This is a genomic window from Nonomuraea spiralis, assembly GCF_014648435.1.
GTDB classification, from domain to species: domain Bacteria; phylum Actinomycetota; class Actinomycetes; order Streptosporangiales; family Streptosporangiaceae; genus Nonomuraea; species Nonomuraea spiralis.
Map to the genome: position 1 here is coordinate 366,645 of NZ_BMRC01000003.1, position 14,141 is coordinate 380,785.

The following is a 14,141-nucleotide window of genomic DNA, read 5'->3' on the forward strand; positions in this document are numbered from 1 at the left end:
TCAGCAGGCGTCCTGGTAGTCGCTCTCCGGGATCAGACGGCTCCACTCGTCCTGGCTGAGCGCACCGCCCGCGCGGGCGCACACCTCCTGCGCCGTGAGCGCCGGATCGACCGGGCTCTCGCGTACGGTGCCGTCGGCCGCCACGCCGCGCAGCCTGCGGCCGTCCGGGCTGAAGGCGACCCCCTCGGCCCCGGATCCGACCTGGCCGACCTCGCGCAGCGTGCCGGCGTCCCACAGGGAGGTGCGTTCGGCGTCGACCGCCAGCAGGTCGCCACCGGGGGAGAACCGCAGGTCGCGGACGGGGGCCGAACCGGTCTCGACGACGCCGGCCCGCTGGCGCCCGCGGACGTCCCACAACTCCACGCGCCCGCCGCCGAGCCCGAGGGCCAGCGTGCGGCCGTCGGGGGAGAAGGCGAGCGCGGTGGGCTCGGCCGTGCCGGGGACGAGCGGGGTGACCTGGCCCGTACGCAGGTCGAGCAGGTTGGTGCCCGAGGCGAGGGTCGAGCCGTCGGGGCTGAAGGCCATCGCCAGGTCGCCGGCCCCCTCATAAGCCCTGATCCGGCGGCCCGCGCGCACGTCCCAGGTCTCCAGCCGCCTGCCGCGGGCGGTGGCCAGCGTGTCGCCGCCGGGGGACAGGGCCACGGCCGGCACGTCCCCGCCCGCGTCGATGGCGGCCACCCGCTTGCCGCCCGACGCCTCCCAGACCGTGACCGGGTCGCCGGCCACGGCCAGCAGCCTGCCGTCGGCGTCGAAGGCCACGTCGCCGGTGGCGGCGATCTCGGCCAGGGGCTTGCGCGCCACCACGTCCGTGAGCCGGATGGCGTCGCCGACCTCCTTGGCCGCGACCCGGCCGTCGCTCGACAACGCGGCGGTGCGGACGCCGGGGGAGGGGGCGGGCAGGCCGGAGACGTCGAGCGAGACGACCGAGCCCAGGCCGCTCAGGTAGCGCAGCGTGCGGCCGTCGGAGGAGAAGGCCAGGCCGCCGTGCTGCTCGCCGCGGAAGCGGTAGGAGCCGGCCAGCCGCCGGTCGGCGACTCGCCAGACGCGCACCTCGTCCCGGCCGGGGAGGGCGAGCAGGCTGCCGTCGGGGCTGAACACGGGCGTGCCGGCGGAGGCGTCCGCCAGGCTCGGGCCGTCGCCCGCCTCCGCGGTGGACGTGGCGGCGTACGCGCTGACGGGGGCGTCGGCGGGCGCGGCCGGCCGGGAGCCGTCGCCGGCGGGCGTGAGGAGGGTCACGCCGTCGCGGCCCGCGACGGCGAGGGTGCGGCCGTCGGGGCTGAAGGCCACGGGCGGCGCCGACCGGTCCGGCCCGGCCGGCGGCCGTACGGTGATCTCCCGCACCTTGGTACGGCCCGGCAGCTCCCACAACTCGACCCGGCCGTCCAGGGTGGAGATCGCGGCCCGGCCACCGTCGCGGGACACCGCCACCCGGCGGTCGGTCACGTCGAGCAGCACCTCGCCACCCCGGTAGACCCTGGTCCTGTTGCCGTCGGTGATCGTGTACGTCCCGGCGTCCGGGGTCCGGCCGGTGGTCACCTCGACGGGCCGCCCGCCGGGGCCCTCGGCGTACCGGCCGTCCTCGCTCAGCGCGGCGCTGCCCTCGGGGAGCGGGCGGGAGGCGAGCTGCCGTCCGCTCCGGACGTCCCAGACGACCAGCGTGCCGGCCTGCCATCTGACCAGCTCGTCGCCGCGCAGCAGGTAGCGGGCCCGTTCGTCGGCCGCCGGGTCGGTGAACACGCCCAGCTCGGGCTGCGCGAGCGAGGCCTGCAACGCCGCCCGCGCCTCGAACACCGGCGACATCCGCCAGGCGGCCACGCTCAGCCGCATCGCCGTACGCGGGTCGGAGGAACGCAGCGCCTCGGCGCGGGCGGCCACGGCCCGCGCGTTCGCCTCCAGCAGCCGGCCGCGCAGCTCCTGCTCGCCGCTCAGCGACACGGCCGACATCGACACCGCGACGGCAAGGGCCGCGGCCAGCGTCGCCAGCGAGGGCCGCAACAACCGCCTGCGCTGCTTGGACAGGGCCACGCTCGCGCCGATGAAGTCGCGTTCGAGCTGGCTGAGGCGCAGGTGGCGGCGCTTGGCCGCGGCCCAGCCGAGCACGGTGTCGAGCCGGTCGCCCCGGTAGAGGTAGGAATGCCCGCGCCGGCGCCGCGACCACCGGGCCGCGGCCAGGCGCAGCTCCCGGTGCACGGGCAGGCCGTCGCGCTCGTCGGCCACCCAGCCGCGCAGCCGGGGCCAGGCCCGGTAGAGCGCGGCGCTGGCCGGCGCCACCCGGTCGTCGCGCACGGCCACCAGCTTGCCGACCGGCGTCTCGGTCGGCGGCACCCGTACGCTGCGGCGCACGAGCAGCCCGGCCTCCATGAGCGGGGCCAGCACGCCGCCCTCGTCGTGGGGCTCGTCACCGTCCATGAGCCGCAGCAGCAGCCCCGGCACCGCCTCCTGCTGGCGGGGCGTGAGCCCGGCGTAGACCGCCTCGGCCAGCTCGCCGAGCGACCCGCGCCCGGCCACGCCCTGCGGCGGGCGCAGCGCGCCGGCGTCGGCCTCGACCAGCAGCTCCTCAGCCGCCGGACGGTCGGCGGGATTCTTGGCCAGCGCGCGCCCGACCAGGTCGCGCAGCCCGTCGGGCAGGGCGCTCAGGTCGGGGTCGACGGTCAGCAGGCGGTGCAGCACCCCGCCCAGGCTCCGGCCGGCGAACGGATCGCAGCCCGTGGCCGCGTAGAGCACCACGGCCCCCCAGGAGAACACGTCCGTCGCCGGCTCGTGCCCGCTCCCGGTCAGGATCTCGGGGGCGAGGTACGTGCACGTCGCCTCCAGCGGCCCCCCGGCCGCCACCCCCAGGTCGATCACCTTGGGACCGCCCGCGGCCAGCAGCACGCTCTCCGGCCGCAGGTCACGATGGGTCAGCCCGGCCGCGTGCAGCGCCCGCAGGGCCCCGGCCAGCGCCGCGGCCAGCGCCGCCAGCTCCTCGCCCTGGTACGGTCCATGGCGCTCGACCGCCTGCCGCAGGTCGGGCCCGTCGACGAACTCGCTCACCACGTACGGGATGCCGCGCTCGACCCCGGAGGCGACCACCTCGGCCAGATGGGGGCAGGTCAGCCGCTCGACGGGCTCGACCTCGACCCGCGGCACCTTGACCGCGTAACGGCGGCCCTCGTCGTCGTAGGCGTCGTAGACGACGCCGCGCGCGCCCGCGCCGAGGCGGGCGGCCAGCCAGAAGCCGCCCAACCTCTCTGGATCACCAGGCACCAAGCGCATCGTCACTGATGCTTAGATGCGCCGGACGGGCCGTTGGTTGCGGGGAATGACCACAGGTCCCCCGCGCGCCTCGGGGGACCCATGCGTCATGATCATTATGCCAGCTTCCTGGATCTTGCCTGCCATTCCGGCCGCAGCACCGACATCGTCACGGCGTCGTGCCACTCGCCGTCCCACAGCAGGTCGTCCCGCAGCACGCCCTCCTCGACGAAGCCGATCTTCTTGTAGACGTGCCGGGCCCGGTCGTTGAAGGCGTAGACGCCGAGGCTGATCCGGTGCAGCGGCGTCGTGGCGAAGGCGTGGTCGAGGAGCAGCTCGATCGCCTCGGTGCCGTAGCCCTTGCCGAAGACCCGGGAGCCGAGCAGCGCGATGCGCAGATTGCACGACAGGTTGTGCCGGTTGAGCTCGTTGAGCACGATCTCGCCCACGTACTCGTCGTCGGCCATGATCGCCAGGTCGAGGCGGTCGGCATGGTCCCCTCTCGTGGTGTACCACTGGCGGGCCGCCTCGTGGTCGATCTCGCCGTGCGAGCCTGTCAGGCGGGCCACCTCCGGATCGCTGACCAGCGTGAACAGGCCCTCGACGTGCTCAGGGCCAACGGGGAGCAACGTGACGCGCTCCCCCTTCAAGGTGGGTTTCTCAGCGAACATCCCTTCTGGGTATCAGCCCTGGTCACCGCCGGGCAAACTCATTTTCCGCAACACCTCGTCGCGTACCTCCTCGGGGGTCTGCACGCCGACGTCGCAGGTCAGGTCCGCCACCTGCCGGAAGTAGCGTTCGCGCCGGGCCCGCATCTCCGCCGGGTGGAACTCCGGGCGGTGCGCGCCCGACTCCATGCGTTCGGCCAGGAGGGCGTCGTCGGCGTCCACCCAGAGCACGAACGCCTCGCGCAGCGCCGCACGCACCCGGGGGTCCTCGACCGTGCTGGCCGCCGCCGCGATCACCTTCGGCTCGCCCGCCAGCGCCGCCAGCACGTGCTCGGCCTCGTACCGGTGGAGCGCGTCGGCCCCTTCGCGGCCGGCGATCTGCGCCGCCGTGCCGCCGTGCTCCTTCTCCAGGAACGGGTCGCTGTCGGTGAACGGGAGGCCCAGCGCGGCGGCGATGAGCCGGCCCGCGGTCGTCTTACCCGATCCCATCAGCCCGATCACCACGACTGGTTTGTTTTTCGACATGTGGATAGAGGTTCCTTCGTGTCAAGGAGGTAAATCTGATGACCATCGCCGGAAGCATCATCCTCATCATGCTCGGTGCGATCCTCACCTGGGCCGTCGAGTTCGACCTCGCCGGCCTCGACATCAACGTCGTCGGCGTCATCCTCATGCTCGGTGGCCTGGCGGGGCTGCTGTTCGGCATCTACCGGATCAGCGTCACCCGCAGGGCGGTCGGCCCCATCGACGAGCCGGTGCACCGGCACGACGTCTACGAGGAGCCGGAGACCCGCAGGACCACGGTCTACGAGGAGCGCCGCCATTACGACGAACCGCCGATCTAGGAGGTGAATCGACATGCCAGCTGTCATCGAGCTGCCGTCGACCATCAAGCGTTCGCCGAAGAAGGCACAGAACACGTGGGTCAAAGCCCATGACTCCGCCGTCCGGGAGTACGGAGAGGGCCGGCGCGCGCACATGACCGCGTTCGCCGCGCTCAAGCACTCCTTCGAGAAGGTCGGGGACCACTGGGAGCCCAAGGAGCAGAAGGGACCGTCCGACAAGGGCGCCGCCCGCTCCGGCAGGACCGCCGAAGGCGTGGACGCCAACGCCAGCAAGGAGCACTTGCAGGGCGTGGCGTCCAGGCTCGGGGTGGTCGGCCGATCCAGGATGACCAAGACGGAACTGGTGGACGCCATCAAGAAGGCCAACAGGAGGGCCACGACGAAGGCCGCTACGAAGGCCATGGCGAAGGCCACGCCGAAGGCTATGGCGAAGGCCACGACGAAGAAGGCCACGACGACGAAGGCCACGACGAAGAAGGCCACGACGAAGGCCCGCTAGTTCCTTCACAACAACCGCTTGACCGCCGCGGCGATCGCGTGGCGGTCTATGCGGGCGTCCGCGAGCTGTTCCTCCGGGGTCGCCGACCCGGGCAACCCGGTCACCGCGAGCTTCACCACCCGCGGGCCGAGCTCGCTGACGGCGTCGAGCACGGCGTCGCCGAGCCCGCCCTCCAGCCGGTGGTCCTCGACGGTGATCAGGTTGCCCGTGGTAGTGGCCGCCTCCACCAGCACCGCCGCGTCCACCGGCTTGACCGAGTACAGGTCGATCACGCCGACCGGGACGCCGGCGTCCTTCAGCTCGTCGGCCGCCGCCAGCGCCTCGTGCACCGTGATCCCCGCCGCCACGATCGTGGCCCGGTCCTCGTCGGAGCGCCGGAGCACCCGCGAGCCGCCCACCGGGAAACGTTCGCCGGGCGGGTAGATGACCGGCGTGTCCCCTCGGGTGGTGCGCAGGTAGGACACCCCTGACACCTCCGCCATCTCGACGGTGAGTGCCGCCGCCTGGTTGGCGTCGCACGGGTAGAGCACCGTGCTGCCGTACACGGACCGCATCATGGCCAGGTCCTCCAGGCCCATCTGCGAGGGGCCGTCCTCGCCGATCGACACGCCCGCGTGCGAGCCGACCAGCCGGATCGACGCCTGGCTCACGCCGGCCATCCTGATGAAGTCGTGCGCCCTGGTCAGGAACGCCGCGAAGGTCGCCGCGTACGGGATCCAGCCGCGTACCGCAAGGCCGACGGCCGCCGCCACGAGCTGCTGCTCGGCGATGTACATCTCGAAGAACCGCTCGGGGAACGCCTCGGCGAACTCCTGGGTCTTGGTCGAGTCGGCCACCTCGCCGTCCAGCGCCACCACGTCGCCGCGGGCCGCGCCGAGCGCCGCCAGCGCCGCGCCGAACGCGGTCCTGGTCGCCGCCCGCTCGCCCACCTGGTACTCCGGCACCGCCGCCGGGCTGGTGTCGAAGTGGTACGGCTCGGCCTCGCCCTCCGGCCGTTGCACGTCCACCCGCACGCTGCGCGGCCCGCCCAGCTCGTCGACGGCCTTGTCGGGATCCTTGAGCGCCTTGCCGTGCGCGCCCTCCCGGTTCTCGACCTCGACGACCCCTTCGCCCTTGCGGGTCTTGGCCAGGATCACGGTGGGCCGGCGGCGGGTGTTGCCGGCGTCGGCGAGCGCGAAGTCGATCTGCCCGGGGTCGTGCCCGTCGATCTCGATCGTGTGCCAGCCGAACGCGCCGAACCTGCGCGCGTACGCCCCCGTGTCCCATCCATGCCGTGTGGGGCCGCGCTGGCCCAGCCGGTTCACGTCCACGATCACCGTCAGATTGGCCAGCCCCTCGGTGCCCGCGTGCTCGGCCGCCTCCCAGATGGACCCCTCGGCCAGCTCGCTGTCACCGCACAACACCCACACCCGGTACGGCAGCCGTTCCAGCCGCCCGGCCATCGCCACGCCCACGCCGACCGGCAGCCCCTGCCCGAGCGAGCCGGTGGCCACGTCCACCCAGGGCAGCCGGGGGGTGGGGTGCCCCTCCAGAAGGCTTCCCCTGCGGCGGAAGGACAGCAGCTCGTCGTCGTCGATGACCTTCGCCGCCTTGTAGAGCGAGTAGAGGAGGGGCGAGGCGTGACCCTTGGAGAAGATCAGATGGTCGTTGCCGGGGTTGTCGGGGTGCTCGAAGTCGTAGCGCAGATGACAGGAGAACAGCACGGCCATCAGGTCCGCCGCCGACATGGACGAGGTGGGGTGCCCGGAACCGGCCGCGGCGGCGGCGCGTACGGAGTCGACGCGCAGTTGTGCGGCCAGTTCGGTCAAGTACTGGAGATCGCGTTCAGGCATCATGACCCTCCCTAGTGAGTTTCACGCCGCCTACCCCCTGCGGGCCGCTTAAGTCGGCCCTGACGCCATCTCGCCGCGTAGGGGACGAGGCCGGGGGCCGGGGGCCAGGTCGGGGGTCAGCGGGTGAGGCGGCGGGCGGCCGTCAGGGTGGCCGCCGCGCCGGCCGCGGCCAGCAGTACGGCGCGGCGGTGCTGGGAGAGCCACACCTGGGGGCTGTGGCTGTGGGAACGGCGGTCGAAGGTGCCGTGCGCGCCGTAGTCCTTGTCCTCGTCGGCTGGTTCCCAGAGGTTGGACACGCCGCTCGGCCGCTTGTCGTCGGTCTGCTGGGAGTCGATGCCGGTCCTGGCCAGGTAGCGGTCCACCAGGGCGGGGGCGATGCGCTGGGCCACGAGGGTGGCGGCGGTGCTGGCGCCGACCCAGTACTCCTTGCGTCCGGGGTGCTCGGCGGCGTACACGATGGCGCGCGCCGCGACCTCCGGCTGGTAGATCGGGGGTACGGGCTGGGGGTGCCGGCGCAGCTTGGACAGGACCCATTCGAACTGGGGGGTGTTGACCGCCGGGAGCTGGACCAGCGTGACATCGATGTTGCTGCCGTCGGCGAGGAGTTCGGTGCGGAGCGACTCGGTGAAACCCTTGATGGCGTGCTTGGCCCCGCAGTACGCCGACTGCAGGGGGATGCCGCGCTGGCTCAGGGCGGAGCCGGTCTGCACGATCGTTCCGGCGTTGCGGGGGGTCATGAGGTCGAGGGCGACCTTGGTGCCCCACACGTAGCCGAGGTATGTCACCGAAGTGGTGCGAGCATACTCATCTGCCGAAATATCGGAAAATTTCGCGAAGACCGATGAAAAAGCGGTGTTGATCCAGACCGAGATCGGTCCCATCTCCGCCTCGATGCGTTCGGCCGCCGCCCTCACCTGCTCGTAGTCGGCCACGTCCGCCTCGTAGACCTTGGCGTCGCCGCCCGCCGTCCCCACGTCCACGGCGGCCGCGCCGAGGCCCGCCGTTCCACGCGCGATCAGGGCCACCCTCGCGCCGCGAGCACCCAGCTCGCGGACGACCGCCCGGCCGACCCCGCCGCTCGCGCCCGTCACCACCACCACGCGTCCTCGAAGTGGTGCCATGTCGATGCTCAGCCTGCCTCTCCCGATCCTCGTTGCTTCTGCCGCCGGACCGCCATGGCGATGTCGGCGATCGTCACCACGAACAACACGACCGCGATCCCGGTCATCACCGGCGCCTGCGCGATCAGCCCGAGCACCGCGAACGCGAAGAGGAACACCAGGATGAACGAGCCCACCCTGATGTGCACCACGTCGCGCGGTGTGGCGGGCACCATGGGATGTCCCTTGCGGTCACCTGTCTCGTACCATCTACCGTCATCGTTGTTCTCAGGCATGCCGCTCACCTGCCCGTCCTGTTTGTCGCCTAACGTCCTGGGTAGCCGCCCTCTGTGCCCGAGCTGCATCCCAGTGACCAGAGTGAGCCGGGGATCGTCAGGCGTCGCCGCGGGCGTGGCTTCGGCTACGAAGGACCGGACGGGCGGCCGGTGCGCGACAGCACGACGCTGCGGCGCATCAGGTCGCTCGTCATCCCCCCGGCGTGGAAGGACGTCTGGATCTGCCCCTCCCCGTACGGCCACCTCCAGGCCGTCGGCACGGACGCGGCGGGACGCAGGCAGTACCGCTACCACGACCTGTGGCGCGAGCAGCAGGACAAGGCGAAGTTCGATCACGCTGCGTTCGCTCAAGGCGCTCGGCACGGAGGGCGAGCTGCTCCGCTACCGCCGCGCGAAAGGTGGCTGGGACGACGTCAGGAGCGAGGACATCAACGACTACCTGCGCGAACTGGTCGGGTGCGAGGTCACCGCCAAGGACTTCCGCACCTGGCACGCGACCGTCCTGGCCGCTGTCGGCCTGGCGGTCTCCAGGCGCGCCCCCGCGAGCGGCGCCGCCGGGAAGCGGGCCGTGACCCGGGTGATGCGGGAGGTGGCCGAGTACCTGGGCAACACGCCGACCGTGGCGCGGGCGTCGTACGTGGATCCGCGCGTGGTGGAGGCGTACGACCAGGACAGGACGATCGGCGCGGTGCTGACAGAGCTCGGGGCGGACGCCGATTACCGGCAACTCGCCACCCACGGGACGGTGGAACGGGCCGTTATCGACCTGATTCGCGCCGTTTGAGCCTTTAATCCCGGGGCATGCGGCGACAAGAGAAGGAGGCGAACGATGGAAGCTCCGCAGTACGTCGCGGCCCGCGTCCAACAGGCGCTGGCCGAGGACGGACGCACGCACGAGCTCGGCATCCGGGTCGACGTCCGCGGCGACCAGTTGTTCCTGCGTGGCCAGGTGAGCGGAGCCGAGCAGCGCGACAGGCTCGGCGAGGTGGCGCGGGAGGCCGCGCCCGAGCTGCACCTGCACAACGAGATCCGGATAGTCGAAGTCTCAGCGCCGGGGGAGGACGAGCACCTTGACTGACCTGCGGATAGCGGCGGTGGGCGACATCCACCTGGGCGAGGACATGAGGGGCCAGTACCGGCGCAGGCTCGAGGGCATCGAGGAGCGCGCCGACGTGTTCATGCTGGCGGGCGACCTCACCCGGCACGGCACGCTGGAGGAGGGCCGCGTCGTCGCCGACGAGCTGCGCGGCCTGCCCATCCCCACCGTGGCCGTCCTGGGCAACCACGACTACCACTCCGACCTCCAGTACGAGCTGGCCGGCGAGCTGCGCGACGCCGGCGTCATCGTGCTCGACGACGACGGCGCGGTCATCCACTGCGGTGACCGGAAGCTGGGCGTGGTCGGCGGCAAGGGGTTCGGCGGCGGCTTCGCCGGCAAGAGCGCGAGCGAGTTCGGCGAGCGCGAGATCAAGAACTTCATCTCCCACACGCGCTACATCGCCGAGGCGTGGAAGATCGGGCTCAAGGAGCTGGTGGCCGACCAGCGCGTGGTGTTGTCCCACTACTCCCCGATCAAGGAGACGCTGGAGGGCGAGCCGCTGGAGATCTACCCCTTCCTCGGCAGCTACCTGCTGGCCGAGGCGGTGGACACGGCGGGCGCCGACCTCATCCTGCACGGGCACGCCCACAAGGGCACGGAGAAGGGCATGACCCCCGGCGGCATCCGCGTCCGCAACGTCGCCCTGCCCGTCCTCGGCAAGGCGTACGGCGTCTACTGCCTGGAGGACCCGGGCAACGAGTTCGACGACTGACCCCCTTCAGAGCACGCGGGCGGCGATGACGCACACGTCGTCGGTGGAGCTGTCGGCGCCGAGCCGCCGCAGCAGGCAGTCGATCGTCTGCTCGGGATCGTCCCCCACACAGGAGTGCGAGGCGTGGACGAGCGCGGCGATGCCGGCGTCCAGGTCCTGGCCGCGGCGTTCCACCACGCCGTCGGTGTACATCAGCAGGGTGTCGCCGGGTTCGAGCTGTGTGACCGTCATGTCGAACTCGGCCGCGTCGAACGCCCCCAGCAGCGTACCGGTGGGCCCCTCGACGAGCCGCCCCGTCCCGTCCCTGATGAGGACGGGGGCGGGATGCCCGGCGCTGGTCCAGGCGAACGTGCGCCGTTCGGGGTCGAAGTGGCCGATGATCGCCGTGCCGGTGACGGTGACGTCCTCGTTGGAGTGCACGATGAGGTCGTTCAGCCAGGTGGCGAGCTGACCGGCGGGCGCGCCCGTATAGGCCAGGCCGGCCAGCCCCGAGCGCATCTGCAACATGATGCTCGCGGCGGTCAGGCCGTGGCCCATGGCGTCGCCGATGGCCAGCAGCACGCGGCCGTCGGTGATCAGGCGGGCCTTGAACCAGTCGCCCCCGAGCCTGGTCAGCTCCCCGCCCGGCAGGTAGCGCACGCCCACGGCGAGCCCCGGCAGGCTGATGAGGCCCCGGCGGATCGGCAGGATCGTGTTCTGGAGCTGGACGGTGACCCGGTGCTCCTGCTCGGCCCGCTCCTGCTCCTTGGTCGCCCGTTCGTGCGCCACGGCCAGCGCCCGTTCCCTGCGGCGGTTCTTGGTCACGTCCTGGACCAGGAAACGCACCTTGAGCGGCAGGCCCTCCGGGTCGAGCAGCGGCTCGCTGTAGACGCACAGGTGACGTACGCCGTGCCGGTGCTGGATCCGGAACTCGTTCTCCACGGCTTCCCGGAACTCCAGCAGGGAGCGGATCTGCTCGTCCACGACCGGCAGGTCCTCGGGGACCACCACGCCGGGCAGCTCCTCCAGTGACATGGGGCCGTCCGCGCGGTCGCGGCCGAACATCTCGTACATCTGCGGGGTCCACAGGGTGCGTTCGGTCGCCAGGTTCCACTCGCCCCAGCCCAGCTCGGCCAGGCGCTGGGCGCGTTCCCAGCCGGAGACCAGCAGTTCCTCGTCGTCGAGCATGCGCCAGCTCACCAGCAGGCCGCGGTCCACGCGCGCGGCGCGTACGGCGAGGGTGGCCGGCCAGAGCCGGTAGTCCGCGGCCTCCACGAACTCCATCGGCATGCGGTAGAGGGATTCGCCGGACTCGTACACGGCGATGTAGTCGTCGAGCAGGCCGGAGCCGCCCACGCCGGGGCTGACCGTCAGGAGGCGGCATCCGGTCAGGTCGGCGGCCGAGCGGCCGGCGGGGGTCCTGGCGTGCTCGTTCGCGGCCACGACGAGGAAGTCGACGATGCGGCCCGCGTCGTCCTGGACGGGGGTGAGGTAGAGGGCCGAGGCGTGCACGCCCGCCAGCATGCCGTTCACCCACTCGGGCACCTCGGGCCGTTCGAGCTCCTGCTCGATCGGCCGTTCGATGCCCCGGGCGACCTCGGTCAGCTCCAGACCGCTGTGCCGGGCCATCCTGACGAGTTGCTCGGCGGCCTCGCCCGGGCGGATGTTGAGCCGGGTGGCCAGGCGGGCCGTGGCCTCGTCGAGGATGGCCTGGGTACGCAGATGCCGACGCAGGACAGTGAGCTGCTCGCGAACCCGTGCCGAAGCCGCGTTCATCTCAAAGCGGCTGAACGGCGGAAATTTGCTCACTCGCTCCCCATGCCCGAACAATCGGGATTGAGGGCTGATAATGATGATATTTCGGAAAAACTAGGTGGTCCGCTGGGCCGTTCTCGAGGTTCGGCCCAGCGGAGGGTGCCATTGGAGGCGAGGGACGGTGTGCGGGGCGCCGTGCGCCCTAGACATTGAAGATGCTGACCCCGCCCGGACCCACCAGGAAACCGAGGACGATGAGAACGATCCCCCAGAGCAGGTCGCGCCGGGCCAGAATCACGTAGATCCCGGAGATGACGAGGATTACCGCGATGATCCAAAGCAAAGTAGCCATGGGGTGGCAACTGCCCTCACGTATGACTCCATAACATGTTTTCTTTTGCAGTAACGGACATGAGGTAATTTCTCCGGATAGGTCGTTGGGCGGCCGCCATCATCTAGTCGGCCGCCTTCATCAGCTTGGCGTACCCGAGTTGCAGCCAGTCCGAGACCGCCACCGCCGTCATCGTCGCGCCGACCAGTCTGGTCACCCTGGGGGCGAAGACCAGCCCGACCGCGTACGCGGTGGCCGCCCACTGGGCCAGGCAGAACGGGCAGGCCAGCAGCTCGCCCATCGGCCCGCGCGGCTCCTCGCGGACCTCGGAAGGGCCGCCTTGGCCCTCGTACGTGGTGAACGGCGCCCGCAGTGGGCTCATGACCGGATCCTTGGCCAGGCGCCGCGAGATCTTGTGGGTGCAGGCCGCCATGAGGGCGAGGTCGAGCACGCCGACCCGCTCGGGCAGCCGCCTCTTGGTGAGCACGGCCGCGGCCGCCGCGCCGGCCACCCCGGCCCCGTACGCGGCGAGGATTCCCAGATAGCCGCCGAGCGGCCGATCGTGCCCGTTGTCGTAGGCCCGTTCCGTCTGCTCCAGCATCTCGGTCATAGGGTGTGGCGCTACCCTCAGCCCCTGCCCCTACGCGCTGTCCGCAACGCCTACATGACGATCGTGCGGGTAGCCCGGAACCATGAGCAGCCATGGTCACGCGGTCACCGACGCCATCCTTGACACGTTGAAACGCGCCAGCTCCGGTCTGAAGGACGCCGGGGTGAAGTTCGCGCTGGCCGGTGGCTGTGCGGCCTACGCCAGAGGCGCCGCCCCCTCGCTGCACGACGTCGACTTCGTGCTCACCGAGCATGACGTGCCGGCCGCGCTGGAGGCGCTGCGCGGGCTGGGGTTCCAGACGGCCAAGCCGCCGGAGGACTGGCTGGTCAAGGCGTACGACGAGGGGCGTCTCGTCGACCTGATCTTCCGGGTGTCGGACCACGAGATCACCGAGGAGTTGCTGGACCGGGCCGAGCCGCTGAAGGCGTCGGCGGTGATCGTACCCGTGCTGGAGGCCACCGACCTGGTCATCTCGTGGTTGCTGCCGCTGTCGGAGCACGCCTGCGACTACGGCGCGCTGCTGGCCCAGGTACGGGCGCTGCGTGAGCAGGTCGACTGGCCGAGGGTGGTGGCGGTGACGGCCGACTCGCCGTACGCGACGACGTTCGTCACGCTGCTGGAGCGGCTGGGCGTACTGAGCGAGCCGGTGGTGGCCTCGGGCGAGAGCAAGTGGCCCTGACCGGGACGCCCCAGAACGGGACGCTCGGGAACGGGCGAAGGGCCGCGTCCGGGGGCGGACGCGGCCCTTCGTGTCAGGGCAGACTGCTCAGATCAGTCCATGAGGGTCACCCGGAGTGGCGGCCGTAGTAGTCGCCCAGCCGCGTCCGGTACTCGATCTCCTTGTACCCGCCCTCGTCGAACTCGGGCGCGTCCTTGATCTCGGCCTTGGTACGCGCGACGTGCACGTCACGCTCCTGAGGGTCGATGCGCGTGACGACCTGCGCCGGCAGCATGACCTTCTTGCCGAAGATCCAGGGACCGGTGTCGACGATGATGTAGCTCTCGCCGACCTCGTACGTCGCCTCGTCGACGGACCCGATCTTCCCGTCGGTCGCCTGGACGTGGTAACCCACGAGATCCAGACTCTGACCCCGGTCATAGACGTCAGGACGATAGTTCCAGAGCTCCATCGGGCTCTCTTCCTCTCTTCTTCCGTCTTTTCTCGGGCAAGACTCCTGCTA

At 71.4% G+C, this 14,141-nt stretch carries 16 protein-coding genes and 1 pseudogene; 7 read left to right on the plus strand and 10 right to left on the minus strand.

All coding sequences use genetic code 11. The features are described 5' to 3' along the window. From IEZ27_RS09030 to IEZ27_RS09040, 3 genes are all read right to left on the minus strand, one after another. A complete protein-coding gene (locus tag IEZ27_RS09030) occupies window positions 1-3,246 on the minus strand; it encodes a serine/threonine-protein kinase (RefSeq protein ID WP_189646778.1) in 3,246 nt (1,081 codons plus the stop codon). Window positions 3,247-3,350: 104 nt separating this feature from the next. Continuing rightward, window positions 3,351-3,905, minus strand: coding sequence for a GNAT family N-acetyltransferase (locus tag IEZ27_RS09035; RefSeq protein WP_125637065.1), 555 nt, complete (start codon window positions 3,903-3,905; stop codon window positions 3,351-3,353). 12 nt (window positions 3,906-3,917) lie between these two features. Continuing rightward, complete coding sequence (locus IEZ27_RS09040; RefSeq protein ID WP_229823707.1) at window positions 3,918-4,427, minus strand: shikimate kinase; 510 nt, start codon at window positions 4,425-4,427, stop codon at window positions 3,918-3,920. 38 nt (window positions 4,428-4,465) lie between these two features. Here IEZ27_RS09040 and IEZ27_RS09045 point away from each other — a divergent pair, with 38 nt between their 5' ends. Together IEZ27_RS09045 and IEZ27_RS09050 are read left to right on the plus strand one after the other, a co-directional pair. Continuing rightward, entirely contained in the window at window positions 4,466-4,747 is a 282-nt protein-coding gene (locus tag IEZ27_RS09045) for a hypothetical protein (protein ID WP_189646779.1), read from the plus strand. A gap of 13 nt (window positions 4,748-4,760) precedes the next feature. Then, window positions 4,761-5,246 (plus strand): ChaB family protein, encoded by a 486-nt coding sequence (locus IEZ27_RS09050; protein WP_189646780.1) that lies wholly within the window; start codon window positions 4,761-4,763, stop codon window positions 5,244-5,246. Window positions 5,247-5,251: 5 nt separating this feature from the next. Here IEZ27_RS09050 and IEZ27_RS09055 read toward each other — a convergent pair whose 3' ends face one another. From IEZ27_RS09055 to IEZ27_RS09065, 3 genes are all read right to left on the minus strand, one after another. After that, window positions 5,252-7,078, minus strand: coding sequence for a transketolase (locus tag IEZ27_RS09055; protein ID WP_189646781.1), 1,827 nt, complete (start codon window positions 7,076-7,078; stop codon window positions 5,252-5,254). A gap of 116 nt (window positions 7,079-7,194) precedes the next feature. Beyond that, window positions 7,195-8,199 carry an SDR family oxidoreductase gene (locus IEZ27_RS09060; protein WP_189646782.1) on the minus strand — a complete coding sequence of 335 codons (1,005 nt, stop codon included), beginning with the start codon at window positions 8,197-8,199 and terminating at the stop codon, window positions 7,195-7,197. An 8-nt stretch (window positions 8,200-8,207) separates the two neighbouring features. Continuing rightward, window positions 8,208-8,414 carry a hypothetical protein gene (locus tag IEZ27_RS09065; protein ID WP_189646783.1) on the minus strand — a complete coding sequence of 69 codons (207 nt, stop codon included), beginning with the start codon at window positions 8,412-8,414 and terminating at the stop codon, window positions 8,208-8,210. 210 nt (window positions 8,415-8,624) lie between these two features. Between IEZ27_RS09065 and IEZ27_RS55460 the strand changes: the two are divergent. The 4 genes and pseudogenes from IEZ27_RS55460 to IEZ27_RS09080 form a co-directional block, all read left to right on the plus strand. After that, window positions 8,625-8,678, plus strand: a pseudogene (locus tag IEZ27_RS55460) (hypothetical protein); the annotation flags it as partial. 244 nt (window positions 8,679-8,922) lie between these two features. Next, the gene (locus IEZ27_RS55465) at window positions 8,923-9,258 is read left to right on the plus strand and encodes a hypothetical protein (RefSeq protein ID WP_379478564.1); all 336 of its coding nucleotides are present in this window, start codon (window positions 8,923-8,925) and stop codon (window positions 9,256-9,258) included. Between the two features lie 45 nt (window positions 9,259-9,303). Beyond that, window positions 9,304-9,552 (plus strand): BON domain-containing protein, encoded by a 249-nt coding sequence (locus tag IEZ27_RS09075; RefSeq protein WP_125637060.1) that lies wholly within the window; start codon window positions 9,304-9,306, stop codon window positions 9,550-9,552. After that, window positions 9,545-10,285: a metallophosphoesterase family protein gene (locus tag IEZ27_RS09080; protein WP_189646784.1), complete on the plus strand. Its 741-nt coding sequence runs from the start codon at window positions 9,545-9,547 to the stop codon at window positions 10,283-10,285. Before IEZ27_RS09075 ends, IEZ27_RS09080 begins: the two co-directional genes overlap by 8 nt. A 6-nt stretch (window positions 10,286-10,291) precedes the next feature. On the opposite strand, the gene IEZ27_RS09085 is transcribed toward IEZ27_RS09080, so the two are convergent. The 3 genes from IEZ27_RS09085 to IEZ27_RS09095 form a co-directional block, all read right to left on the minus strand. Beyond that, entirely contained in the window at window positions 10,292-12,040 is a 1,749-nt protein-coding gene (locus tag IEZ27_RS09085) for a PP2C family protein-serine/threonine phosphatase (RefSeq protein WP_189646785.1), read from the minus strand. A gap of 181 nt (window positions 12,041-12,221) precedes the next feature. Continuing rightward, entirely contained in the window at window positions 12,222-12,371 is a 150-nt protein-coding gene (locus IEZ27_RS09090; RefSeq protein ID WP_165959640.1) for a GPGG-motif small membrane protein, read from the minus strand. 103 nt (window positions 12,372-12,474) lie between these two features. Beyond that, complete coding sequence (locus IEZ27_RS09095) at window positions 12,475-12,960, minus strand: DUF1360 domain-containing protein (protein WP_189646786.1); 486 nt, start codon at window positions 12,958-12,960, stop codon at window positions 12,475-12,477. Between the two features lie 82 nt (window positions 12,961-13,042). On the opposite strand from IEZ27_RS09095, the gene IEZ27_RS09100 reads away from it, so the two are divergent. Next, on the plus strand, window positions 13,043-13,639 hold the full coding sequence (locus IEZ27_RS09100; protein ID WP_125637056.1) for a nucleotidyltransferase: 597 nt from the start codon (window positions 13,043-13,045) through the stop codon (window positions 13,637-13,639). Between the two features lie 106 nt (window positions 13,640-13,745). On the opposite strand, the gene IEZ27_RS09105 is transcribed toward IEZ27_RS09100, so the two are convergent. Next, window positions 13,746-14,090, minus strand: coding sequence for a PRC-barrel domain containing protein (locus IEZ27_RS09105; RefSeq protein WP_189646787.1), 345 nt, complete (start codon window positions 14,088-14,090; stop codon window positions 13,746-13,748). Window positions 14,091-14,141: the final 51 nt, after the last annotated feature.